24 protein-coding genes are annotated in these 24,004 nt (G+C 56.8%); 11 read left to right on the top strand and 13 right to left on the bottom strand.

Annotated elements, in window-relative coordinates; genetic code table 11:
- The first annotated feature begins 1 nt into the window (after window position 1).
- Window positions 2-943, top strand: coding sequence for a site-specific tyrosine recombinase XerD (xerD, locus tag J8G15_RS07150; protein WP_210546813.1), 942 nt, complete (start codon window positions 2-4; stop codon window positions 941-943).
- A gap of 20 nt (window positions 944-963) precedes the next feature.
- Here xerD and J8G15_RS07145 read toward each other — a convergent pair whose 3' ends face one another.
- Together J8G15_RS07145 and J8G15_RS07140 are read right to left on the bottom strand one after the other, a co-directional pair.
- Window positions 964-2,220, bottom strand: a complete 1,257-nt coding sequence (locus J8G15_RS07145) for an EAL and HDOD domain-containing protein (protein ID WP_210546812.1) — start codon at window positions 2,218-2,220, stop codon at window positions 964-966.
- A gap of 72 nt (window positions 2,221-2,292) precedes the next feature.
- Window positions 2,293-3,114 (bottom strand): ferritin-like domain-containing protein, encoded by an 822-nt coding sequence (locus J8G15_RS07140; protein ID WP_240538477.1) that lies wholly within the window; start codon window positions 3,112-3,114, stop codon window positions 2,293-2,295.
- 50 nt (window positions 3,115-3,164) lie between these two features.
- Between J8G15_RS07140 and J8G15_RS07135 the strand changes: the two genes are divergently transcribed.
- Complete coding sequence (locus J8G15_RS07135; RefSeq protein ID WP_210546811.1) at window positions 3,165-3,689, top strand: gamma carbonic anhydrase family protein; 525 nt, start codon at window positions 3,165-3,167, stop codon at window positions 3,687-3,689.
- Between the two features lie 57 nt (window positions 3,690-3,746).
- Window positions 3,747-4,736 (top strand): Hsp33 family molecular chaperone HslO, encoded by a 990-nt coding sequence (locus tag J8G15_RS07130; protein WP_210546810.1) that lies wholly within the window; start codon window positions 3,747-3,749, stop codon window positions 4,734-4,736.
- Between the two features lie 55 nt (window positions 4,737-4,791).
- Here the strand turns inward: J8G15_RS07130 and J8G15_RS07125 are convergent, their stop codons facing one another.
- The 6 genes from J8G15_RS07125 to J8G15_RS07100 form a co-directional block, all read right to left on the bottom strand.
- Window positions 4,792-5,385: an AAA family ATPase gene (locus J8G15_RS07125; RefSeq protein WP_240538476.1), complete on the bottom strand. Its 594-nt coding sequence runs from the start codon at window positions 5,383-5,385 to the stop codon at window positions 4,792-4,794.
- Between the two features lie 68 nt (window positions 5,386-5,453).
- Window positions 5,454-5,729, bottom strand: a complete 276-nt coding sequence (locus tag J8G15_RS07120; protein WP_210546808.1) for a septum formation initiator family protein — start codon at window positions 5,727-5,729, stop codon at window positions 5,454-5,456.
- A 92-nt stretch (window positions 5,730-5,821) separates the two neighbouring features.
- The gene (gene eno, locus J8G15_RS07115; protein ID WP_210546807.1) at window positions 5,822-7,105 is read right to left on the bottom strand and encodes a phosphopyruvate hydratase; all 1,284 of its coding nucleotides are present in this window, start codon (window positions 7,103-7,105) and stop codon (window positions 5,822-5,824) included.
- A 35-nt stretch (window positions 7,106-7,140) separates the two neighbouring features.
- Window positions 7,141-7,431, bottom strand: a complete 291-nt coding sequence (locus J8G15_RS07110; RefSeq protein WP_210546806.1) for a DUF1330 domain-containing protein — start codon at window positions 7,429-7,431, stop codon at window positions 7,141-7,143.
- Window positions 7,432-7,444: 13 nt separating this feature from the next.
- Window positions 7,445-8,302, bottom strand: coding sequence for a 3-deoxy-8-phosphooctulonate synthase (gene kdsA / locus J8G15_RS07105; protein ID WP_210546805.1), 858 nt, complete (start codon window positions 8,300-8,302; stop codon window positions 7,445-7,447).
- Window positions 8,302-9,969, bottom strand: coding sequence for a CTP synthase (locus J8G15_RS07100; RefSeq protein WP_210546804.1), 1,668 nt, complete (start codon window positions 9,967-9,969; stop codon window positions 8,302-8,304). The genes kdsA and J8G15_RS07100 overlap by 1 nt, the downstream gene beginning before the upstream one ends.
- Window positions 9,970-10,124: 155 nt before the next feature.
- Here J8G15_RS07100 and coaBC point away from each other — a divergent pair, with 155 nt between their 5' ends.
- Together coaBC and dut are read left to right on the top strand one after the other, a co-directional pair.
- Window positions 10,125-11,351, top strand: coding sequence for a bifunctional phosphopantothenoylcysteine decarboxylase/phosphopantothenate--cysteine ligase CoaBC (gene coaBC / locus J8G15_RS07095; protein WP_210546803.1), 1,227 nt, complete (start codon window positions 10,125-10,127; stop codon window positions 11,349-11,351).
- Entirely contained in the window at window positions 11,351-11,797 is a 447-nt protein-coding gene (gene dut / locus J8G15_RS07090) for a dUTP diphosphatase (protein WP_210546802.1), read from the top strand. Before coaBC ends, dut begins: the two co-directional genes overlap by 1 nt.
- 1 nt (window position 11,798) lies before the next feature.
- Here dut and J8G15_RS07085 read toward each other — a convergent pair whose 3' ends face one another.
- Window positions 11,799-12,332 (bottom strand): peptidylprolyl isomerase, encoded by a 534-nt coding sequence (locus tag J8G15_RS07085; protein WP_210546801.1) that lies wholly within the window; start codon window positions 12,330-12,332, stop codon window positions 11,799-11,801.
- Between the two features lie 60 nt (window positions 12,333-12,392).
- Between J8G15_RS07085 and J8G15_RS07080 the strand changes: the two genes are divergently transcribed.
- The 3 genes from J8G15_RS07080 (at window position 12,393) to J8G15_RS22040 (ending at window position 14,579) form a co-directional block, all read left to right on the top strand.
- A complete protein-coding gene (locus J8G15_RS07080) occupies window positions 12,393-13,526 on the top strand; it encodes a cupin domain-containing protein (RefSeq protein WP_210546800.1) in 1,134 nt (377 codons plus the stop codon).
- A 376-nt stretch (window positions 13,527-13,902) separates the two neighbouring features.
- Complete coding sequence (locus tag J8G15_RS22045; RefSeq protein ID WP_370627507.1) at window positions 13,903-14,040, top strand: hypothetical protein; 138 nt, start codon at window positions 13,903-13,905, stop codon at window positions 14,038-14,040.
- 308 nt (window positions 14,041-14,348) lie between these two features.
- Window positions 14,349-14,579, top strand: coding sequence for a hypothetical protein (locus J8G15_RS22040; RefSeq protein WP_210546798.1), 231 nt, complete (start codon window positions 14,349-14,351; stop codon window positions 14,577-14,579).
- A 44-nt stretch (window positions 14,580-14,623) separates the two neighbouring features.
- Here J8G15_RS22040 and bamC read toward each other — a convergent pair whose 3' ends face one another.
- The 4 genes from bamC to J8G15_RS07050 form a co-directional block, all read right to left on the bottom strand.
- Window positions 14,624-15,706 carry an outer membrane protein assembly factor BamC gene (gene bamC, locus J8G15_RS07065; RefSeq protein ID WP_240538474.1) on the bottom strand — a complete coding sequence of 361 codons (1,083 nt, stop codon included), beginning with the start codon at window positions 15,704-15,706 and terminating at the stop codon, window positions 14,624-14,626.
- Between the two features lie 42 nt (window positions 15,707-15,748).
- On the bottom strand, window positions 15,749-16,642 hold the full coding sequence (gene dapA, locus J8G15_RS07060; RefSeq protein ID WP_210546797.1) for a 4-hydroxy-tetrahydrodipicolinate synthase: 894 nt from the start codon (window positions 16,640-16,642) through the stop codon (window positions 15,749-15,751).
- Window positions 16,643-16,678: 36 nt separating this feature from the next.
- On the bottom strand, window positions 16,679-17,251 hold the full coding sequence (locus J8G15_RS07055) for a bifunctional 2-polyprenyl-6-hydroxyphenol methylase/3-demethylubiquinol 3-O-methyltransferase UbiG (RefSeq protein ID WP_210546796.1): 573 nt from the start codon (window positions 17,249-17,251) through the stop codon (window positions 16,679-16,681).
- A gap of 164 nt (window positions 17,252-17,415) precedes the next feature.
- Window positions 17,416-18,609, bottom strand: a complete 1,194-nt coding sequence (locus J8G15_RS07050) for an MFS transporter (protein WP_240538473.1) — start codon at window positions 18,607-18,609, stop codon at window positions 17,416-17,418.
- 140 nt (window positions 18,610-18,749) lie between these two features.
- Here J8G15_RS07050 and J8G15_RS07045 point away from each other — a divergent pair, with 140 nt between their 5' ends.
- From J8G15_RS07045 to parC, 3 genes are read left to right on the top strand one after another with little or no spacing between them, the layout of a single operon-like run.
- Window positions 18,750-20,720 carry a DNA topoisomerase IV subunit B gene (locus J8G15_RS07045; RefSeq protein WP_210546794.1) on the top strand — a complete coding sequence of 657 codons (1,971 nt, stop codon included), beginning with the start codon at window positions 18,750-18,752 and terminating at the stop codon, window positions 20,718-20,720.
- Window positions 20,692-21,591, top strand: a complete 900-nt coding sequence (locus J8G15_RS07040; RefSeq protein WP_240538472.1) for a lytic transglycosylase domain-containing protein — start codon at window positions 20,692-20,694, stop codon at window positions 21,589-21,591. The genes J8G15_RS07045 and J8G15_RS07040 overlap by 29 nt, the downstream gene beginning before the upstream one ends.
- Window positions 21,588-23,972 (top strand): DNA topoisomerase IV subunit A, encoded by a 2,385-nt coding sequence (parC, locus tag J8G15_RS07035; RefSeq protein ID WP_210546793.1) that lies wholly within the window; start codon window positions 21,588-21,590, stop codon window positions 23,970-23,972. The genes J8G15_RS07040 and parC overlap by 4 nt, the downstream gene beginning before the upstream one ends.
- Window positions 23,973-24,004 lie beyond the last annotated feature (32 nt).

The raw sequence follows: 24,004 nt of genomic DNA, 5'->3' as shown, positions 1-24,004 counted from the left end.
CATGACCCGCGATGCAAATTACACAACGACTATTGCGCCGACCGGCACTGATCTTGCCGAGGTGGATGCTTTCATTGATGCCTTGTGGCTGGAAGAGGGGCTTTCCAGGAACACGTTGTTGGCCTATCGACGGGACTTGACGCTTTTTGCCACCTGGCTGACAGGGCGATCAAAGAGTTTGGTTGACGTGCAGGAGATGGAATTGAATGCCTATTTCTCAGCCCAGCACGCCACCAGCAAGGCGACGACCGCCAATCGACGCCTGACTGTGTTTAAGCGCTATTTTCACTGGGCATTGCGCGAGCGCCGTATCTCTGCGGACCCCACCCTCAAGTTACGGGCGGCCCGTCAAGCCTTGCGGGTGCCCAAAACGCTGACTGAAGCGCAGGTTGAGGCCTTGCTGGCGGCACCTGACACCAGTTCGTCATTGGGCGCGCGGGACCGCACGATGCTGGAGTTGATGTATGCCTCCGGCTTGCGCGTGGGCGAATTAGTGGAATTGAGTGTGTTCAATGTCAGTCTTTCGGACAATGTGCTGCGGGTGCTGGGCAAAGGCAACAAGGAGCGTCTGGTTCCTTTTGGCGAGGTGGCCAGTCACTGGCTTGGGCGCTACCTGGCGTCGGATCGGCCGCAACTGCTGGAGGGGAAGCAAACCGAAGATCTCTTTGTGACGATGCGCGGGCTTAAAGCGGGCACCGCCATGAGCCGGGTGATGTTCTGGATGATTGTCAAAAAATATGCACTCCAGGCCGGTATCACCGCGCCGTTGTCGCCGCACACCTTGCGCCATGCGTTTGCCACCCATTTGCTGAACCACGGGGCGGATTTGCGCGCTGTGCAAATGCTCTTGGGGCACGCTGATATCTCGACGACCACGATCTACACCCATGTGGCCCGAGAGCGGCTGAAAGTTTTGCATGCCCAGCACCATCCGCGGGGATAACCCGTAGCGCCATCGAGGCCTTAGTCGACGAGGGTCTCAGTCCAGGAGAGCGCCTGCAGGTGAGCCCAATTCACTTGTTGGCTCGATAGCTTCAAAGTGGCACTGGCTTTGGCAAACATCGCGTCATCGGCATTTTCACAGGCAACGGTCAACTCCAGATAGGGCGCCAGCAGGCCCTGCTTGTGAAGCAGCGCGTCGACAACGGTGTCTGGAAGGGCGATGGCTTCGATGGCTTGTGCCAGCGGCATGCCAAGAAGCGTGTCCAGCATCGAAAAAACGCCTACGACAAAGGCGTTGTCGCATTCCTCCGGCGTGAGTGAATCCGCCGCCAACAACTCCATCAGCCGGCCACGCACGACTGCCAAATTGGCCACAGCGGGGGAGGTTCCAGCGCCCTGCGAGGTGGTCAGCAGCAAAGCCGCCCATCGAAACAACTTTTTGAGGCCCAGCATCATCACCGCATGACGGAAAGATGTGATTTCGTGCTTCAAACCAAAGCCGGCGGAGTTGATAAAGCGCAGCAGATTGAACGACAGAGTCGGATCGCGCTTGAGCACATCTTCGATCTGGGCGGTGCTGGCTTGTTGACGGACCAAATTTATCAACTGGATGATGGCGGCCTGAGCGGGGCGAACCGTTTTACCGCTAAGCAAAATGGGCTTGGCAAACCAATAGCCTTGAAACAATGTGAACCCCAAGTCTTGCGCCATCGCGAACTGCGCTTCGGTCTCGACTTTCTCTGCGATCAGTCGGGCTTTTGGGTTTTGTCGGGCCATTTGCACCCATGCTGAGAGCTCGCTCTCTGAGGCATGTGAAATATCAATTTTGATGAACGATGCCAATGGCCGCCAGCTGAGGTGGGGTTCGGTCAAGACGGATTGGTCAAATGCCAAGCGAAATCCGCGTCGCCGGATGTCGGTCAACGCCATCAAATGAGTCTCTACATCGTCACGCTGGGGGGCGTCGAGAGGGGGGAGTTCCAGGACAACGCGCTCAGGGGGCACCAGCTCAAGGTGTCCACTGGCCAGCGTGTCGTGCGTGCAATTGATAAAGATGATCTTGCGCTGCATCAAGACCTCACACTCGGCGTGGGACAGCACATTGAATAACAGCGCCGCGTCACTGGCGGAGGTGTGTGTCCCCTGCGCCAGGGATCGATCAAATAGCTCAAAGCCAAAGATCGTGCGGTTGAGGTTCAATATGGCTTGCCGGGCAAATGCAGTCGTGTCCGGCGCAACGGCTTCGGGCCAAGGTAATGGATCTGGCAGGTTGGGCATGGTGCTAGGCGTGAGGTAGTGGGCTGATTCTAGAAACGCAGGGAATGCGTTGCTGACAGTATGACAATAAAATCACCCGCCCAGCACGGATAACTCGGTTTCGTCAAACCCCGCTGCGCGTCTGGCGTCTAAGTTAAATGGACCCTTCAGGGGTTTTGCTCCATAGGTGCGAGCCAAAGTTGCGTAGGTGCTGACATGGTCAAGTTGGTTTTGCGCGCACAGATGGCGGTACCAGTGATTGCCAATCGCCACATGCCCAATTTCATCGCGGAGGATGATGTCCAGAATGGCCGCTCCGGCACGGTCACTGACCGAGATCAACTTGGTCCGTATCGTGGGTGTCACATCCAGCCCACGCGCTTCCAGGGTGCGCGGCACCAAGGCAAGTCGGGCGATCAGACTACCTTTGGTTTTTTCTGCCATCTCCCATAGGCCGTCGTGGGCGGGGAAATCGCCGTAGGAGTAGCCCAATGTGCGAAGGTGATCGCGCAGAAGTTGAAAGTGCAGGGCTTCTTCTCGGGCAACCTGGAGCCAGTCCAGGTAGAAGCGCTCGGGCATTCCCTCAAATCGCCAAATCACGTCGAGTGCCAAATTCACGGCATTGGCTTCGATATGAGCCAAAGCATGAATCAAAGTCGCCCGTCCCTCAATCGTTCCGACCGCACGCGGCTTCAGTTGACCTGGATGCACAAGGGCGGGGCGATTTGGCCGGCCGGGAATACCTTGTACACAGTCAATCTTCTCACTGGCGTCGATGCTCAGGTCTTTCGACTCGATTCCACGGACTTCGTCTGCCTTTTGGTCAGGTGATTCAATTCTTATCAACTGCCGTGCCAGCATTCGCATTGAGGGTAGCGGGGTGGTGTTTGGGGTGTTTATGTGGGGAAGCGTCATGGTGCGGGCTCAATCCCTACAATTCTAGGCAAGTTGAATAAGGAACGAGCATGGCAATATATGAGCTAGGAGGGGCCAGCCCCCAGGTGTCGACTTCGGCGTGGGTGGCCGACAGCGCTCAGGTGATGGGGAATGTTGAGTTGGCAGACGATGCCAATGTTTGGTTTGGCGTTGTGATTCGGGGTGATACCGAGACCATCACCGTTGGCAAAGGCTCCAATATTCAGGACATGAGCGTTTTACATGCGGACGTGGGCATGCCCTTGGTGGTGGGTCAGGGGGTGACTGTGGGCCACAAGGTGATGCTTCATGGCTGTACCGTTGGCGATAATTCCCTGATTGGTATTGGTGCGGTGGTCCTCAATGGCGCAAAAATTGGGAAAAACTGCTTGGTGGGGGCGGGCGCATTGGTCACCGAAGGCAAGGAGTTTGCTGACGGGTCCATGATTTTGGGTAGCCCTGCAAGAGTGATACGTCAACTTAGCCCTGAGCAGATCGAAGGCTTGCGACAAAGCGCGTTGCACTACGTCGAAAATGCCAAGCGCTTTCGCATGGGTCTGAGGAAAATTTCCTGAATCTGGTTGCTGGACCGGATGGGTTTGAAAATATATTAAAACGATTGGAATAGTTGAGTGTCAGAGATTCACAAATTTTTATTTGATGGTTTGCCGGTGCGGGGTGTGGTGGTGCGCCTGACCGACGCGTGGACTGAAATTCTTCAACGCCGGGCGTCAGCGGGTGAGTCAAATGCTTACCCAGAGCCTGTGCGGGACATGCTGGGTGAAATGGTGGCTGCGGCCACTTTGATGCAATCCAATATCAAGTTCAATGGGTCTTTGATTCTCCAGATATTCGGCGACGGGCCCGTCAAACTGGCAGTGGCCGAGGTGCAACCAGATTTTGGCTTGCGGGCGACTGCAACCGTCATCGGTGAGGTTCCCGCTGACGCTCGACTTAGCGCCATGGTGAATGTGAGCAATGAAGGGAAATGCGCGATTACGTTGGACCCCAAAACGCGTTTCCCCGGCCAACAACCTTATCAAGGTGTCGTGCCTTTGTTTGGCGACAAAGGCGAAAAGATAGAGAAGTTGAGCAACGTGTTGGAGCACTACATGCTGCAGAGTGAGCAATTGGACACCACGATGGTGTTGGCGGCCGACGACAAAGTGGCGGCCGGATTGTTGATTCAACGCCTACCACTTGAAGGCGTCGGCAACCTGGCAGGCAGCATGGTGAGTGAGGCCAATGAGGACGAGATCGGTGTGAATGAACACTTCAACCGCATCTCCATCCTGGCCTCCAGCCTCAAGCGCGAAGAACTTTTGACTCTGGACGTTGACACCATTCTCCGGCGGCTGTTCTGGGAGGAGAAAATAATTCGCTTTGAGCCTGTTGAAGGCGACGCAGCGCCGCGTTTCTCTTGCTCCTGCAGTCGGGAGCGGGTTGCTCGCATGCTGGAAGGTCTAGGAGAAGACGAAGCCAAGAGCATCCTGCTGGAGCGGGGTAACGTTGAAGTGGGGTGTGAGTTTTGTGGCAAGCACTACCAGTTCGACCCGATCGATATTGAGCAGATTTTTCGGGCCCTGACGGTGCTGCCGCCATCCACGGACGAAGTGCAGTAATTTCAATCACGACCGCCTTGCGCGGTCGTTCTATTTCAAGCGCCGCACTAGCAGGCTAGGGCTTGCCAATGTGAAGTTGTCCTGTGAACATGCGGTGTTCGCATTGGGCATCGCTGCATTTTTCACAGTTCCAGACCCAAGGTTTGGTCTTCTCGGCAGATCTCGGATCATCCGACTTTGTCGTGTGGGCAATGGCTTGCAGGGCACTGTCAGCGCGCGTGCCGCCCGTACCGTAAATCACCGTATAAGGTATGGACTCGCTATCCAGTACCTGACGCAGTCGAGTATTAGCCTGCTGGCGCATGACCGGTCCATCGCGTTGAATGCCGTCGGCTTTCCAGTCGAGGTCCATCCCCATGACAAGCGTCAAATCAAATTGACGAAGGTGCTCGAGCGCCATGGGATAAAGCGAAGAGTCCGAGAAATACAGCTCGCTGTAGATGGCGGTCATTAGCGGATGAGTGTCCGCAATGAGATAGTCACAGCTGGAGGCCGACTCAATCCGATGCATCTGTTCCAATGCCACGTCCACTTGTTCATGTGCCAATGGTGGGCGGCCTTCCTGATTACACCATTCCCGCAAAACTTCGGGCACCCAAATAGCGAGGGTGCCAACATCCGAAAGACGCTTGGCCAGCGCTTGTGACATCACGGATTTGCCGGTGCACTCAGCCCCCAATATCGCGATTTTCCAAGGAGTGCCCAATTGCCTAGGAGTCACTTGGCAATCTGAACGTAAATTTCGTTGGGTTTCACCATGTCGAGCTCCAGTCGGGCCTTCTCCTCCACCATATCGAGACCTTCTTTAAGGTCCCTAACTTCGGCGCTCAACTGTTCGTTGGCGAGTCGGGCTTGCTCGTTCTGTTGTTTTTGAGTCTTGAGTTGCTCGACCAGCAAGGCAACATTGGGCACACTGCCACGGCCAAACCATAGCTGTGCGTGAAGTATCACAAGCAAGGTGATCAAGAGGGCTGGGACAACACGATTTCCCAAGATCAGACCCCTGAAGAAAGACGATTTACAACACTACCCCGCCAAGCGAGGAGGGGCAGGGTTTTGATCTCAAACCCAGGGGCTGGCACGTGTTAACGGAGGTTGTAAAACGCCGCGCGACCTGGGTAGACGGCCACATCACCCAAGTCCTCTTCGATGCGCAACAATTGGTTGTACTTGGCCATACGATCAGAGCGGCTCAGGGAGCCGGTTTTGATTTGACCCGCGTTGGTTCCAACGGCGATGTCGGAAATCGTGGAGTCCTCAGTCTCACCTGAGCGATGGCTGATGACCGCGGTGTAACCCGCCCGCTTGGCCATTTCGATGGCTTCAAACGTCTCTGTCAAAGTGCCAATTTGATTGATCTTGATCAGGATCGAATTGGCAATTCCCTTGTCAATGCCTTCTTTGAGAATCTTGGTGTTGGTGACAAACAAGTCGTCGCCCACAATTTGGACCTTTTTGGCCAAACGATCGGTCAACAGCTTCCAACCGTCCCAGTCGTTTTCGGCCATGCCATCTTCGATGCTGATGATGGGGTATTTGTCGACCCATGTGGCCATCATGTCGATCCACTCAGCGGAGCTCAAAACCAAGCCTTCACCCTCGAGGTGGTACTTGCCGTCTTTATAGAACTCGCTGGCTGCGCAGTCCAGTCCCAGGGCGATTTGTTCGCCAGCGACAAATCCCGCTTTTTCAATGGCCTCAAGAATCAGCAAAATGGCCGCTTCATGGCTGTCAACATTAGGGGCAAAGCCACCCTCGTCGCCAACTGCAACGCTCATGCCTTTGTCATGCAAGATTTTCTTGAGGGCATGAAACACTTCAGCGCCATAGCGAACGGCTTCCCGGAAGCTGGGTGCGCCAACCGGAATGATCATGAGCTCTTGCAGGTCAAGGTTGTTGTTCGCATGCGCGCCACCGTTGACCACGTTCATCATGGGTACGGGCATTTGTACGGCACCCATGCCTCCAAAATAGCGGTACAAGGGCAAGCCCGACTCTTCAGCAGCAGCACGTGCAACGGCCATGGACACAGCCAGCATGGCGTTGGCGCCGAGGCGCGATTTGTTTTCTGTTCCGTCCAGATCAATCAATGTGCGATCCAGGAAGGCTTGCTCTGAGGCGTCCAGGCCCAAAACGGCTTCGGAAATCTCGGTGTTGATGTGCTCAACGGCTTTCAGCACGCCTTTGCCCAAGTAACGTGACTGGTCGCCATCGCGCAGCTCCATGGCTTCGCGGCTGCCTGTGGAGGCGCCGGAGGGCACTGCCGCCCGGCCCATGGTGCCGGATTCGAGAAGAACGTCGCACTCGACAGTGGGATTGCCGCGTGAATCAAGGATTTCGCGACCGACGATGTCAACAATTGCACTCATTGAATTCTTTCTAGAACAAAACAAAAGGGAAACAACTACACACCCTCAACGAGGATCATGCGCATGATGGCGGCGCCCTGTCGGGCGGTGCGCGCCTTGCCGTATTCGGGCGAGGCGTTGAACACTTGGGCCGCTTCCCAGCTCGGGAATTTTAGAATAACCAACCGCTCCGGCATCCAGTCGCCTTCTATCAACTCCACTTTGCCGCCGCGCACGCAAACCTCCGCACTGTAGGCCTGCATGGCGGCGCTTGACCATTTTTTGTACTCTTCGTACTGAGCTGGGTTGGTGACTGTGACGTTGGCGATGATGTAGGCACTGCTCATGGGAATTTAAGCTTTAGGCGTTGAAACTGTTTTCCAGGAAGCCATTTTTCTTTGTCACAGCATCCAGAGCGACCAAGGTTTCGAGAAGCGCTTTCATGTGCTTCAGCGGCACGGCGTTGGGGCCATCACTCATCGCCTTGCTAGGGTCCGGGTGAGTTTCCATGAACAACCCGGCGATGCCTACTGCAACGGCAGCGCGGGCCAGCACCGGAACCATTTCGCGCTGTCCGCCGCTGCTGGTGCCATTGCCACCAGGAAGCTGAACCGAATGGGTGGCGTCAAAGACGACGGGAGCCGCCGTGTCTCGCATGATGGCCAGTGAGCGCATGTCGCTCACCAGGTTGTTGTAGCCAAAGCTGGCGCCGCGTTCGCAGGCCATGAAGTTGTCTTCGTTGAGACCCATCTCGCGGGCTGCGGCACGGGCTTTGTCGATGACGTTTTTCATGTCACCGGGTGCCAAAAACTGGCCTTTTTTGATATTGACGGGTTTTCCTGACTGGGCCACAGCGCGGATGAAGTCAGTTTGGCGACATAGAAACGCTGGGGTTTGCAACACGTCGACCACGGACGCCACTTGCGCAATCTGGTCTTCTGAGTGAATGTCGGTCAGAACGGGCAATTGAAGCTCCCGCTTAACCTTTGCCAAAATTTCGAGACCTTTTTCAATGCCGGGACCGCGAAAGGTGCCGCCGCTGGAGCGATTGGCCTTGTCAAAGCTGCTTTTGAAAATAAAGGGGATGCCGAGGCTTTGGGTGATCTCTTTCAGGGTGCCTGCAGTATCCATCTGCAGTTGCTCTGACTCAATCACGCAAGGGCCGGCGATTAAAAAGAAACGCTTTTCCAAGCCAATGTCAAAACCACATAATTTCATCAGAGTGCCGCTTTCGAAGGTGCTTCATTCGCTTGATTCACCAAGGCTGCCTTGATGAATGCATTGAAGAGTGGGTGGCCGTCCCAGGGTGTTGACTTGAACTCTGGGTGAAATTGGACACCGACATACCAAGGGTGAGCGGCTTTGGGCAGCTCGACAATCTCGGTTAATTGTTCCCGTTGTGTTTGCGCCGAAATCACCAAACCGGCTTTGCGCAAGGCGTCCAGATAGTTGACGTTGGCCTCATAGCGATGGCGGTGACGCTCAGTGACCACGTCACCATAGATGTCATGGGCCAAAGTGTCTTTGACGACATCGGAGCTTTGCGCGCCCAAGCGCATGGTGCCACCCAGGTCAGAGCTTTCATTGCGCTGTTTGATGGTGCCGTCTTCGTCCTTCCACTCGGTAATCAGGGCAATTACCGGATGGGGGCCATTGGGTGCAAACTCGGTGCTGTTGGCGTCTTTCAGGCCTGCAACATGGCGTGCAAATTCAATGGTGGCCACTTGCATACCCAAGCAGATGCCAAGGTAAGGCACCTTGTTTTCACGGGCGTATTGAGCTGCGCAGATCTTGCCTTCCACGCCTCGAACGCCAAAGCCGCCGGGTACCAAAATGGCATCAAACTTAGCCAACTGCTTCACGTTTTCGGGTGTGATGGCCTCGGAATCCAGGTAGTTAATCTTGACTCGAACATGGTTTTTCATGCCGGCGTGACGAAGCGCTTCATTGAGTGACTTGTAGCTGTCGCTCAAGTCGACGTATTTGCCCACCATGGCGACGTTGACTTCGCCTTGGGGATGTGCAGTTTCGTAGACCAAGTCGTCCCAGCGCTTCAGATTGGCTGGCGGTGTGTTCAAGCGCAGCTTGTCGCAAATTAGGCCATCCAGGCCCTGCTCATGCAGCATGCGCGGCACTTTGTAGATGGTGTCAACGTCCCACATGGAAATGACGCCCCAGTCGGCCACGTTTGAAAATAGAGAAATTTTCTGACGCTCTTCGTCTGGAATCGGGCGATCTGCGCGGCAAATGAGGGCGTCAGCCTGGATGCCGATTTCGCGCAGTTGTTTGGCAGTGTGCTGCGTTGGTTTAGTTTTAAGTTCGCCAGCGGCCGCAATCCAGGGCACATAGCTCAGGTGAACAAAAGCGCTGTTGTTGGGGCCGAGTTTGAGGCTCATTTGGCGCACGGCTTCCAGGAATGGCAGCGACTCAATATCGCCCACGGTTCCGCCGATTTCAACAATAGCCACATCAACGGCTTCAGGCGTGCCCATGCGAGCGCCACGTTTGATGAAGTCCTGAATCTCGTTGGTCACATGGGGGATGACCTGTACGGTCTTGCCCAGGTAATCTCCGCGACGCTCTTTTTCGAGGACGCTTTTGTAGATTTGGCCGGTTGTGAAGTTGTTGGCCTTGCGCATCCGTGTTTCCACAAAGCGCTCATAGTGGCCCAGGTCCAGATCGGTTTCGGCGCCGTCGTCGGTAACAAACACCTCGCCATGCTGCATGGGCGACATGGTGCCGGGATCGACGTTGAGGTAGGGGTCAAGCTTGATTAAGGTGACTTTAAGGCCACGCGATTCCAGAATCGCTGCTAAAGAGGCTGAGGCGATTCCCTTGCCAAGGGAGGACACTACGCCGCCGGTGACGAAGACAAATTTGGTCATGTCAGAGAGAGCGCTGCACGCTCGGGTAGCTGGTAAAGAACGATTATAGGGGCCACTGTCTTTGGCAGTCTGTCGGCCAGTTGGACGACGGGCGGGCAATCCACGTCGGTGCGTTCGTAGGGGGAGGCGATTCGTCCTCTGCTACATTGCGGCCCATGAATGATCTTGACGGAAAACACATTGTTCTTGGGCTGACGGGGGGCATTGCCTGTTACAAATCGGCAGAGTTGTGCCGGGCCTTGACCAAGGCCGGCGCGACCGTTCAGGTCGTTATGACCGCCGCGGCTGAACAGTTCATCACGCCCATCACGATGCAGGCTTTGAGTCAGCGTGTGGTCTACGGCTCTCAATGGGATGCGCGAGAACCCAACAATATGCCCCATATCAACCTGAGTCGTGAGGCGGATGCGATTTTGATCGCCCCTTGCAGCGCGGATTTTATGGCGCGATTGGTGCAGGGGCGGGCCGACGAGTTGCTGAGTCTGCTGTGTTTGGCGCGCCCCCTGGAAACCGTGCCGTTGTTGATTGCCCCAGCCATGAACCGTGAAATGTGGGCGCACCCGGCGACCCAGCGCAACCTCAAACAACTTGAGTTGGATGGTGCGACGGTCTTTGGTGTGGGGCAGGGCGATCAGGCTTGCGGCGAAACCGGGGATGGTCGCATGTTGGAGCCACAGGAGCTGTTGCTCGATGTCATCTCATTCTTTCAGCCCAAAGTGTTGAAAGGACATCATGTCTTGGTTACAGCCGGCCCCACCTATGAGGCGATTGACCCGGTTCGGGGCATTACCAACCTGTCTAGCGGAAAAATGGGCTTCGCGATTGCCTGTGCTGCTCGGGAAGCAGGGGCCGATGTGACCTTGGTCGCGGGGCCGGTGGGCTTACCAACGCCGCGCGGGGTGAATCGAGTCGACATCAAGTCAGCCCGGGACATGTTGTCTGCGGTGCAGACTCATGTGGATCGGGCCACCATTTTTGTGGCCACAGCCGCAGTTGCTGATTGGCGCACGGGCAACGCCGCGGATCAAAAAATCAAGAAAGACGGTTCGGGTGCGACGCCTGTTTTGAGTTTTGTTGAAAATCCGGACATATTGGCTGCGGTTGCGCAGTCGCCGCGAGGACAGAGTGGGGCGCTTTTTTGCGTTGGTTTTGCCGCCGAAAGTCATGATTTGCTGGCCAATGCCCAGGCAAAGCGACTACGCAAAGGGGTGCCGCTGCTGGTCGGTAACATTGGGCCGGCCACTTTTGGTCAAGACGACAACGCCCTGTTGCTGGTCGATGCTGATGGGACGCAAGAGATGGCTCGTGCGAGTAAGTTGTCACTTGCTCGTAAATTGATAGCTAGTATCGCAACTCGGACAAGGGCTAGCGCCCAAAACTAATGAAAATTGACGTCAAAATTATCGATGCCCGCATGGCGGAGCAGCTACCTGCCTATGCGACGCCCGGAAGCGCTGGGCTTGACCTTCGCGCCTGTCTGAATGAGCCGCTGACTTTACAGCCCAACGCTTGGCAATTGGTGCCGACCGGCATTGCCATCTACCTGCAAGACCCCAACTTTGCCGCCATTATTCTGCCTCGCTCGGGCTTGGGTCACAAGCATGGCATTGTCTTGGGCAACCTGGTCGGGCTGATCGACAGCGACTACCAGGGGCAACTGATGGTGAGTGCCTGGAATCGCAGTGACACCGCCTTCACGATTGAGCCGATGGAGCGGATTGCCCAACTGGTCATCGTGCCTGTGGTGCAGGCTCAGTTCAACGTGGTCACCGAGTTCCCCGCGAGTGAGCGCGGGGAGGGGGGCTACGGGTCAACAGGCAAATCCTGATTTAGTGCAAGCTGTCGCTGCCCGGGGCGGCAGCGTACATGGGTTGAATTTTGAAGAAGCCGGTGCCTGCGGATCCGCGGCCGACTTCTTCCTCGGTGGCTTCGCGAACACCGTCCACCTTCAGGCTGATTCGCAACGCAATGCCCGCCAATGGGTGGTTGGCGTCGAGCACCACATGGTCCGGGTAAAGCTCGGTGACGGTGTACAAGGCGTCTTTGGGGGCGTGTTCGGAGCAGCCTGCGGGCAGTGAGGCACCTTCAAAGGTCATGCCTTCTTCGATTTCAGCGGGGAAGAGTGAGCGAGCCTCCAAGAAGATGAGCTGGTCGTTGAAGTCGCCAAACCCCTGTTCGGGTTCAACTTGCAATTCAAGCGAGTCACCCACGCTATGGCCTTGCAAGGCCTCTTCAATGACGGCGAATAGATCGTCGCCACCAATCAGAAACTCGACTGGGTCGTCAAGAACGTCCAGTTCCTCGCCCAAAGTGTCTTTCAGGGTCCAGGTCAAGGCGACCACGCATTGTTGATTGATTTCCATAGGAGAATTGTCGCAATCCGAATAGTGAGTGTTTATGTCCCCCAGTGACTGGAGAACCGTATGAATGTAGATTTGCCCTTGCAATTGTTGGGCGGGTTAAGCCCTCAATTATTCATGAAGCGCCATTGGCAGAAAAAGCCCCTATTGGTGCGGCAGGCTATTCCTGGCTTTAAACCGCTTCTGGATCGCTCGGCCTTGTTTGAAATGGCGGCGGACGAAGACGTCCAGTCGCGGATGGTGATTCAAGAGCCTGAGCAAGTGCCGGGCTGGCGATTCAAGCACGGCCCTTTTGAGCGGCGTGCCTTTCCCGCCCTCAAGCGCCCGGGCTGGACCCTGCTGGTTCAGGGCGTTGATCTGCACCACAACGCGGTACATGACTTGATGAATCAGTTCCGGTTTGTGCCCGACGCCCGTCTGGACGATTTGATGATCAGCTATGCCAGTGATGGCGGTGGCGTTGGACCTCATACCGACAGTTACGACGTGTTTCTTCTCCAGGCCCACGGGCGCCGGCGATGGCGAATCGGCCGACAGAAGGACACGTCATTGCAACCCGACGTCCCTCTAAAAATCCTCGCCAACTTTGTTCCCGAGCAGGAGTTTGTGCTTGAGGCTGGCGATATGCTGTATTTGCCGCCTCGCTACGCCCACGACGGCATTGCCGAGGGGGAGTGCATGACCTATTCGATCGGATTCCGAAGTCCCAATCGGGGAGAGCTCGCCCGGGAAGTGCTGCAGCGCCTCGCTGAGGATGCGGAGGACCTCGTCGGAGAGTCGTTGTACCGTGACCCGCAACAGCCGGCCGTGAGTCGCTCCAGTGAAATTCCGCCGCAAATGCTGGAGTTCGCGCATGATGCCTTGCGCGGTGCCCTGCAAGACCCCGATGCGTTGGGGCGGGCGCTGGGCGAATACATGACCGAGCCAAAAGCCAGCGTTTGGTTTGACCCAGGCAACGAATCTGTTGATGGAACCAGCGAATCCATTCGCTTGGATCGCCGCACGAAAATGATGTTCGATGCGCGTCATATCTTCATCAACGGTGAAAGCTTTCGGGCGGGGGGGCGAGATGCCACCCTGATGCGTCAATTGGCGGATGAGCGAGCGCTGTCCCTGAAAGACGTCGGTCGGGCCAGCGCCGAAGCTCGCGCGTTGCTGCAAACATGGTGCGAAGCAGGGTGGTTACATGGCGTCTGATCTCAATCCAATAGTCCCTGGCGGCGATGGACGTCTTTTGCCCAGCGGGCGATTTGCCGGACGCGTCGAGTTTGAGGCTCTAGTTCAGAACGCCCTGCATCGAGCAGCAACAGACGGATGGTCTGAAATTATTCTGAGTGATGCCGATTTTTCGGACTGGCCGTTGAATCAAACGGTCGTGATTGAATCATTAAACGCGTGGGCTGTTGCGGGGCGAAGATTGACCTTGCTGGCTACCGGTTACGACGAGGTTCACCGACATCATCCGCGTTTCGTCGCTTGGCGCCGAACTTGGGGCCATTTAATAGAAGCGCGTGTTTGCGATGAGCCCGCTCGTGGTGATGTACCGAGTGCGATTTGGAGTCCCGCGTGGTTCATGCACAGGACCGACCCGGTTCACCAGTCTGGGCTGTGCGGCACCGATCCCGCCCTGAAGGCCCGTGTGAGGGAGGCGCTGTCAGAGCGCCTGCGCGCCAGCACCACAGGGTTTTCCGCCTCGATTCTGGGCTTGTAAGCGGGTGTTGTTGATTTGATACCGTTTGAGAACCCATGCCGAATTTTTCCGGATTTTGACTACAATTCGACGCTGAGTAAAAAATAACAAAATAAATTTTTACTTAGCCATTGTGGTTTATCCGCATTGACAGGTTTTTAAGATTTTTCGCTAACTCACTAGGTATTTAAAAATGAATAAATCATTCGTTCTGGCTGCTGTCATCGCTGCTGCTGCATTGTCTGCTTGCGGTAAAAAAGAAGAAGCCCCAATGGTAGAGGCGCCTGCCGCTGTAGCTCCTGCTGCAACTGAAGCCGCTGCCGCTGTTGATGCTGCTGCTCAAAAAGGCGCTGTTGCTGTTGACGCAGCCGCTGCTGCTGGTACTGCTGCTGTTGACGCTGCTGCTGCTTCTGGCGCCGCTGCTGTTGATGCTGCTGCTGAGGGAGTCAAGAAAGCCGCTGACGCTGCCGCGGCTGAAGTCAAGAAGTAATACTTCTTCTCTCCATAAAAAAACCACCGGAAGGTGGTTTTTTTATGTCGGTTTCTGCCTGCCACGTTGAGTGGCTTGGCTGAAGCAAGCGGCTTTGCAGCCGCCGACGGGCGACTATTTCAAATCGGTAGCCAGTATTTTGATGATGCGGCTCGCGTTCTCTGACGCCTCCTGTACACCCTCGGTGTTCAGGACAGACACAGTGGTCGAGTTGTCCTGGCTGACCACAGTAATTCGATATTTTTGTGGGGGATTGGATTTTTTCGAGCCGCCAAACAAACCACTGAAAAATCCAGGCTCTGACTTGTCAATTGTTGGATCGACATAGCGTACAAAATAGACACCTTTGCTGCGATCGCGGTCTTCAACAGTGAAGCCAGTGCGGTCCAGCGCCAAGCCCACGCGACGCCATGCCCGGTCGAAGCTGTCGTCAATTTGCAACACGGGCTGGCCATTGACCTGAGTGATGCGAGATGTGGATTTTTGAGGATCTGCGGCGATCAGTGCTTTGGACTGCTCTTCAGTGACTCCTAGCTTCACCATCAAACGGCGCAGAAACTCTGCTTCCAACTCCGGGTCTGCCGGGCGTGGCTGCCATACAGTGCCCTCTTTTTTGTCGCTGCTGTAGACCTCAACCATGCCCCGGTGGCTGATGAAGATGTCGGTGCCGCCTGCCGGATTACGTTCCAGGCGAGTGCGGAACTTATCACGCTCGCTGGTTGAGTAGAGTGAGTCGAAAACCTTGCCGAGGGTATTTCGGATGAAATCTTGAGGCAGTTTGGCGCGATTTTCAGCCCAGTCGGTTTCCATGATGCCCAAGTTAGCCTGATCCATGGTCAGCAAGAAGCCATTCTCCTGCCAAAAATCACGGGTTGGCTCCCACAATTTGTCGGCAGGACGATTGACGACCAACCAACGTTGCGTGCCCGCGCGCTCAATTCGGACATCGCCAATGACGGTGGCAGCCGTGGGAACGGACTGAGTGACTTGTCCGATCTGAAACGACGAAGCGGTCACCGGTGCGCCGGGAATGGCATATCGGTTCTCGCGAGCCAATTGAGTCAAATCCGGTGGTACTTCCAAGGAAGGGCCTTTTCCGGCGCTCTTGTAGTCAAGTTTGTCGCTGCTGAGGACTGAGCATCCGGTCGCCGCCAGCATGGTTACGCTCAGTAGTGCAAGCCTGGAGAAGTTATTCACAAAATGTCCTTTAGGTGCGCAAGTAAAGCCGATTAGGCTCAATCAAATTAGTCCAGAGTCTCGCATTGCCTTTTCAACCACGGCTTCATTGCCTTGGGTGAGTGGGGTCATGGGGAGGCGCAGAGTGGGGCCGCAAAGTTTCATTCTCGCCGCAGCCCATTTCACGGGAATCGGATTGGATTCTAGGAAAAGGTGCTTGTGAAGCGGCATGAGTTTGAATTGGATCTCCATGGCACGTTGAATGTCGCCTGTCATGGCTGCGACACACAATTCGTGCATAAGACGTGGCGCCAAGTTGGCCGTCACGCTGATATTGCCTTGACCGCCGCACAGCATCAGTGCAACGGCGGTTGGGTCGTCGCCCGAGTAGATCGCAAATCCTTTTGGAGCCTCTCGAATCAACCATTGGGCGCGGTCGATATTGCCGGTGGCCTCCTTGATACCCACAATCCCGGGCAGTTGGGCCAGTCGAAGCACGGTTTCATGCGCCATGTCGGCCACCGAGCGGCCAGGCACGTTGTACAGCACCATCGGCAGATCGACGGCCTCAGAGATGGCCTTGAAGTGCAGGTACTGACCTTCCTGGGTTGGCTTGTTGTAGTAGGGAACGACTTGCAGTTGGCAGTCAGCTCCCACCGATTTGGCAAAGCGGGCCAGTTCAATGGCCTCAGACGTAGAGTTGGCACCGCAACCCGCCATGATCGGAGCCCGGCCTGCTGATTGCTCGACCGACACGCGGATGATTTCACAATGCTCTTCCACGCTGACCGTGGGTGACTCCCCCGTGGTGCCCACAGCACCAATGCAGTCAGTACCCTCGGCAATGTGCCAGTCGATCAGTTTTCGCAATGCAGGGTAATCCACATTGCCATCCTCCAACATGGGGGTGACAAGGGCCACGATGCTGCCGGTGATTGGGCGGGTTGAGGATGTCATGTCGGATAGGGAGTTATCTGTAAACGATCATTCTAACTAGAGCGTGTAACGCGCCGGTATCGGTGCTGGCGTCGCCGTCGGCGCTGGCTTGATTGCCGCAATCCGCTGCACGAAACGATCTGGTTGACTCAAAAAACCTTCTTCATAGGCGATGATGTGCATTGATTTGAACGCCGTCAGCAACTCACCTGGCCGAAGCAGGAAATCTGATCGGGACGGTTTGCCAACGGTTTCGTTGCCTTGCGCGAAGGTTTCGTAGAGCAAGACGCCACCAGGCGCGAGGCTTTGTTCGAGTACGTGAAAGAGCGCACGCCACAGGTAGTTTGTCACGACCACAGCGTCAAATTGTCGAACCTGCTGTTGATCCACTAGTGGCCAAGGCTCATTCTCGATGTCGGCTAGCACCGTGTCTCCATGGCCACTTGCGATCTGAAGCGCCTCCTCGGAGCGGTCAACGCCTGTGACGATATAGCCTTGGCCGGCCAGATAGCGCAAGTGTCGTCCGCGGCCGCAGGCAACGTCCAGCGCGCTGCCCGCAGGGCGAATCAGGTGGGACCAGCGTTGCACCCAGGGGGATGGGGTGCCGAGGTCGTGAGATGGGTTGTTCATTGGTTCGGTGCCCGGTTTAGAAACAGGACCAAAGTTGGTCTGCCATGCTCACCAAGAAATCAGGACGAAGGTAGGCCGCGAACACGCCCAGCAGGGCGATCAGCGCCAGCGCATGAAGTCCAACTCTTTTCAGCACGCGTTTCCTGCCAGAGGTCAGCATGGATCTAGGCTGCTTTAAATGTGGGTTGACGCACGATAGATTCTTCCTTGATGGGCAGGTTCAGCAAGGCGGCCAAGACGCCGAGCCCGATGGCGATGTACCAAACTACGTCATAACTGCCGGTGCGGTCATACAAGTAGCCACCCAGCCAAACCCCAAGGAACGAGCCAATTTGATGGCTGAAGAACACAAAACCACTCAGCATGGAGAGGTGAGCGACGCCAAAAATCTGAGCCACGGCGGCATTGGTGGCCGGTACCGTGGACAGCCACAGCAGCCCAATTACCGCCGAGAAAATATAGACGCTCATGGGCGACAAAGGCGCGAGCAGGAAGATGCTGATGACCACGGCGCGTGACAAGTAGATAAAGGCCAGAATATTCTTCTTAGGCAAGCGTTGCCCCAGCACGCCCGACGCATAGGTGCCAAAGACGTTGAAAAGCCCAATCAGCGCCAGGGCGTAGCCCGCCACTTGCGGGGGCAGGCCCTGGTCTTTCAAATAGCTGGGCATGTGAACGCCAATGAAAACCACCTGAAAGCCGCACACAAAATAGCCAGCCATCAGCAATTGAAAGCTGGGGTACTTGAAAGCCTCCTGCAGCGCAGCCCAAGTGGATTGTTCTCGGCGCAAAATACCGCCACTGCTGAACAGAGGTTCACGCAGCCCCCACGCCAGCGGAATCATCAGCAGCGCGGCGGCACTCAGCACCATCAAGGCCGTCTGCCACCCCAATGAGCTGATCAGAAAGCCTTCCGTGGGCACCATCAGGAATTGGCCGAATGACCCGGCCGCTGCCGCGATGCCCATCGCCCAGGAGCGCTTGTCGGCTGAAATATGGCGTCCAATGACGCCATAGACCACGGCATACGTTGTGCCCGCCTGGGCTATGCCGATGAGAACGCCTGCGGTGATGGTAAATACCAACGGGCTGCTGGCGGTGGCCATGCCGAACAATCCCAGCGCGTAAAGCACCGCGCCGGCCAGGATGACCCGAAAGGCCCCAAACCGGTCGGCCAACATGCCCGCAAAGATGCCCGATACGCCCCACGCGAGATTTTGAATCGCAATGGCAAAGGCAAAAGTTTCCCGGCTCCATTCCTGGCTTTGCGTGATGGGTTGCAGCCATAGGCCAAAGCCATGGCGAATGCCCATGGACAGGGTCACGATGGCCCCGCCGCACACTAGGATTTGCAGCATAGACAACGGTTGATTATTTTTTTGCATCGGTGAAATGTAGCCAATCCGGAGTCAACCCGGTGCCATCAATGATACTGATGCCTTTTGTTCGCTGTATCTATATACAGCTTGTGTCATCTTGCAGATTAGAATTGAAAGCTATGGCACTCAAACCCACCAGCGAATATTCAGAAGGTTCCATCCGCGTCCTCAAGGGACTGGAGCCTGTCAAACAGCGTCCCGGCATGTACACCCGCACGGACAATCCGCTTCACGTCATTCAGGAAGTGCTGGACAATGCGGCCGACGAGGCATTGGCCGGTCATGGCAAAAAAATCAAGGTCACGCTGCACGGCGACGGCTCGGTCAGCATTGAAGATGATGGCCGGGGCATTCCTTATGGCATGCACCCTGAGGAAAATGCCCCGGTGATTGAGCTGGTGTTTACCCAGCTGCACGCCGGTGGCAAGTTTGACAAGGGCAAGGGCGGGGCCTACAGCTTCTCCGGCGGCCTGCACGGCGTGGGCGTTAGCGTTACCAACGCGCTGTCCTTGCGACTGGAAGCCACCACCCACCGGGAGGGCATGGTTGCCCGCTTGGTGTTTGAGGCCGGCGACGTCGTCGAGCCCTTGCAAATTCGCAAAAATGGAGAGGGTGACCGTAAATCCGGCACCACCGTGCGCGTATGGCCTGATGGCAAATACTTCGAGTCTCTCGCTTTGCCGATGGCGCCATTGGCTCACCTGCTGCGCAGCAAGGCGGTGCTGATGCCTGGCGTCACTATGACGCTGGTCAATGAAAAAACCAAGGAAACGCAGGTCTGGCTTTACAAAGGCGGCCTGCGCGACTACCTGTTGCAGACGTTGACCGGTGAACTGGTGATTCCCGTGTTCGAGGGCGACGGCTTTGCAGACGCCCAGAGTGACAACTTCGCCGAAGGCGAGGGCGCCGCCTGGTGCGTGGCCTTCACCGAAGACGGTCAACCTGTGCGTGAAAGCTATGTCAATTTGATCCCCACCAGCGCTGGCGGCACCCATGAAAGTGGCTTGCGTGATGGCTTGTTCACGGCGGTGAAGAGCTTTATTGAGCTGCACTCCTTGCTGCCCAAAGGCGTCAAGCTGTTGCCCGAAGATGTGTTCGCACGCGCCAGCTACGTGCTGTCGGCCAAAGTGCTGGACCCCCAGTTTCAAGGCCAGATCAAGGAGCGCCTGAATTCTCGCGATGCGGTGCGCTTGGTGTCCAGCTTTGTGCGTCCCACGCTGGAACTCTGGCTGAACCAGCACGTTGAATACGGTCGCAAGCTGGCTGAACTCACCATCAAGGCGGCGCAAATCCGCCAAAAAGCCGGTCAAAAGGTCGAAAAACGCAAAGGCTCGGGCGTGGCGGTGTTGCCCGGCAAACTCACTGACTGTGAAAGCCGTGACATCAGCCACAACGAAGTGTTTCTGGTGGAGGGTGACTCCGCCGGTGGCAGCGCCAAGATGGGGCGCGACAAAGAAAGCCAAGCGATTCTGCCCTTGCGCGGCAAGGTGTTGAACACCTGGGAGGTTGAGCGCGACCGGCTGTTTGCCAATACCGAGATTCACGACATTTCCGTGGCCATTGGAGTGGATCCCCATGGCCCCAACGACACGCCGGATTTATCGGGTCTGCGTTACGGCAAGGTCTGCATCTTGTCGGACGCGGATGTCGACGGCTCCCACATTCAGGTGTTGTTGCTGACGCTGTTCTTCAAACATTTCCCCAAACTCATCGAAACCGGCCATGTGTTTGTGGCCCGCCCGCCCTTGTTTCGCGTGGATGCACCAGCGCGTGGCAAGAAACCGGCTTCCAAAACCTATGCGCTGGACGAGGGCGAGTTGGTCGCCATTCTGGACAAGCTGCGCAAAGAAGGCGTGCGCGAAGGCGCTTGGAGCATCAGCCGCTTCAAAGGTCTGGGTGAAATGAACGCCGAACAGCTGTGGGACACCACGCTCAACCCTGACACCCGCCGTTTGCTGCCCGTGAAGCTGGGCAATATTGACTTTGCGCAAACTGAAAACCTCATCACCAAATTGATGGGCAAAGGCGAGGCCGCAGCGCGGCGCGAGTTGATGGAGTTGCATGGCGACTCCGTCGAAATCGACGTTTGACGAGATGATCCGGCGCCTGCGATTCATGCCAAAATTTGAGTGCCTTTTAGGTCTCAAGCGCTCTATTTTTATGGGCTTGTTGCTAACTATTTTGATGCTTTCGGCTCGGGCGGATGTGTGGGCCTATGTCGATGCCAAAGGCATGGCACACTTCGCCGCCGAACGGCTGGATGACCGCTATGAGCTTTACGCACAGGGGAACGCGGTGGTGGACACTGCAGCATTGGGTGAGTCGACGGCTCCCTCTGCAGAGTCAACCTCGCCCGCTATGTCCAAAGTGCTGGTGTTCTTCGATATCTTTCCCGCTTACAAAGCCGTCAAACACCATTTGCAAGAAGCGGCTGCAGCGCATGAGATCGACTATGAGTTGCTGCAGGCCATCATCGCCACCGAATCAGGTTTTGACGCCGGCGCCGTGTCGCCCCGTGGGGCCACCGGCTTGATGCAACTCATGCCGGCCACCGCGTCCCGGTTTGGCGTCAAGGACGACAAAAAGCGTTCAGTGGCCCAAAAATTGACCAATCCGGGCGTGAATATCGAGACGGGTAGCCGCTATCTGCACTACCTACTGAACCTGTTTCCGGGCCAAGTCGAGTTGGCGTTAGCCGCCTACAACGCCGGCGAAGGCGCGGTGCAGCGGGCGGGCAACCAAATCCCCAGTTACAAAGAAACCCAGCGTTACGTCAAAACCGTCATGGCGCTTTACGTCGTGCTCAAGCCGCCCTTGATGGCGGCTTTTCAGGCCAACCCACCCAACCGTGTGCAAATGCTGTTGTACGGTGGTGCCACTGGCCGTTCCAACATGACTTCGTCGGCATCAGCCATGCCCGCGAACTCAACCTTCCCAATTGAGACAGACGAGATTCAATGAGCGATCAATCCACCCTGGAATTTCCCCCCGTCCCTCAGCCTGAGGGCGACGACGAGCTGAATCTGGCCAATTACGCGCAGCGCGCCTATCTGGAATACGCCCTCAGCGTGGTCAAGGGCCGCGCCTTGCCTGACGTTTGTGATGGGCAAAAGCCGGTTCAGCGCCGAATTCTGTACTCCATGTCCCGCATGGGGCTGGGCTTTGGGGGTGCCAATGGCAACACCGGGGCTCGCCCTGTCAAGTGCGCTCGCGTCGTGGGCGACGTGCTCGGTCGGTTTCACCCGCACGGTGACCAGGCTGCTTACGACGCCCTGGTGCGCATGGCGCAAGACTTCAGCCAGCGCTATCCGCTGATTGATGGTCAGGGAAATTTCGGTTCTCGGGACGGCGATGGTGCGGCCGCCATGCGTTACACCGAGGCGCGTCTGGCCAAGATCACCAGTCTCTTGCTTAATGAGATTGACGAAGGCACAGTTGATTTCACGCCCAACTACGACGGCTCGACCGAGGAACCGCGTCAGTTGCCGGCGCGCCTTCCGTTCTCTTTGCTGAACGGTGCCAGCGGCATTGCCGTGGGTTTGGCCACCGAGATCCCCAGCCACAACCTGCGCGAAATTGCCGACGCCTGCGTGGCCTTGATCAAGACACCGCAACTGGCGGATGACGCCTTGTTTGCCCTAGTGCCCGGCCCGGACTACCCCGGTGGCGGCCAGATCATCAGTTCTGCGGGTGATATCCATGAGGCGTATCGCACCGGGCGCGGCTCGCTGAAGTGCCGTGCGCGCTGGAAGATTGAAGATCTGGCGCGCGGCCAGTGGCAACTTGTGGTCACTGAGTTGCCGCCCGGTGTCAGCACCCAGCGGGTGTTGGAAGAAATTGAAGAGCTGAGCAACCCCAAGATCAAGACCGGCAAAAAAGCGCTCACGCTGGATCAAACCCAGCTGAAAGCCACCTTGCTCTCGGTACTCGACGTGGTCCGTGACGAGTCCAGCAAAGACGCGGCGGTGCGCTTGGTGTGCGAGCCCAAGACCAGCCGTATCCAGCAGCAGGAGCTGATCACCACCTTGCTGGCCCACACCAGTCTGGAGACGTCTTCGCCCATCAACCTCACCATGATTGGCATTGACGGCAGGCCCACGCAGAAGTCCTTGCGCCAGATGCTGACCGAGTGGATCGAGTTCCGCCAGATCACCATCGAGCGCCGTTCCCGCTACCGTCTGAACAAGGTGCTGGACCGCATCCATATTCTGGAAGGCCGCCAGCTGGTGCTGCTCAATATTGACGAAGTGATTGCCATCATTCGCCAAGCGGACGACCCCAAGGCGGCGCTCATTGCCCGGTTCAACCTGTCTGAACGTCAGGCCGAAGACATTCTTGAAATCCGGCTGCGCCAGTTGGCCCGGCTGGAGGCCATCAAGATTGAGCAAGAGCTGTCTGGCTTGCGCGACGAGCAAAAGAAGCTCGAAGAAATTCTGGGCAACCCCACGGCCTTGCGCCGTCTGATGATCAAAGAGATCGAGACCGACGCCAAGACCTTCGCTGACCCCCGTCGCACGCTGATTCAGGCCGAGAAAAAAGCCGTGCTGGAGATCAAGGTGGTGGACGAACCGGTCACCGTGGTGGTCAGTCAAAAAGGCTGGGTTCGTGCGCAAAAGGGCTGGGCACGCGACAAGGCAGGCAACGCCTCGGCGGCGCCCACCGAGTACACCTTCAAGCCGGGTGACAGCCTGTATGGTACCTTTGAGTGCCGCACGGTGGATACCTTGCTGGTCTTTGGCAACAACGGCCGAATTTACACCGTGGCGGTGGCGCTGCTGCCCGGCGCGCGAGGTGACGGTCAACCCATCACCACCCTCATCGATCTGGAGTCGGGCACCCAGCCTGCTTACTATTTCGCCGGCCCGGCCACCGCCACGCTGCTCTTGAGCAGCTCCGGCGGATATGGCTTCATGGCCTCGGTGGAGAACATGACAGCGCGCAACAAAGCTGGCAAGGCCTATCTGACATGCAACGAAGGCGAGACCCTGTGCGCCCCCTCCGTGGTGGCCAACACGGCCGGCTCTAGCCCGGTGATTCCCGCCACCCATGTGGCGTGTGCATCCACTGGCGGGCGCATCTTGACGTTTGATATTGCCGAGATGAAAACCATGACCAATGGCGGTCGTGGCTTGATGCTGATTGGCCTGGAAGACAAAGACACCTTGGCCGGCGCGGTGGCGTACACCCGCAGTGTGAAGATTGAAGGCATTGGCCGCGGTGGCAAGGAGCGTGAAGAAACGCTGGAGATTCGCAGCCTGAACAACGCCCGTGCCCTGCGTGGGCGCAAGGGCAAGGCCGCCGATCTTGGCTTTAAACCAGCCCGGATCAGCCGGGTGGAGTAAGCGGCAGGCCTGGCGTCCCCAGGGTTCTAACA

It is taken from the genome of Rhodoferax sp. PAMC 29310 (assembly GCF_017948265.1).
Classification (GTDB): Bacteria; Pseudomonadota; Gammaproteobacteria; order Burkholderiales; family Burkholderiaceae_C; genus Rhodoferax.
The sequence above is the reverse complement of the archived record's forward strand: the minus strand, read 5'-3'. Positions and strand labels throughout refer to the sequence as shown.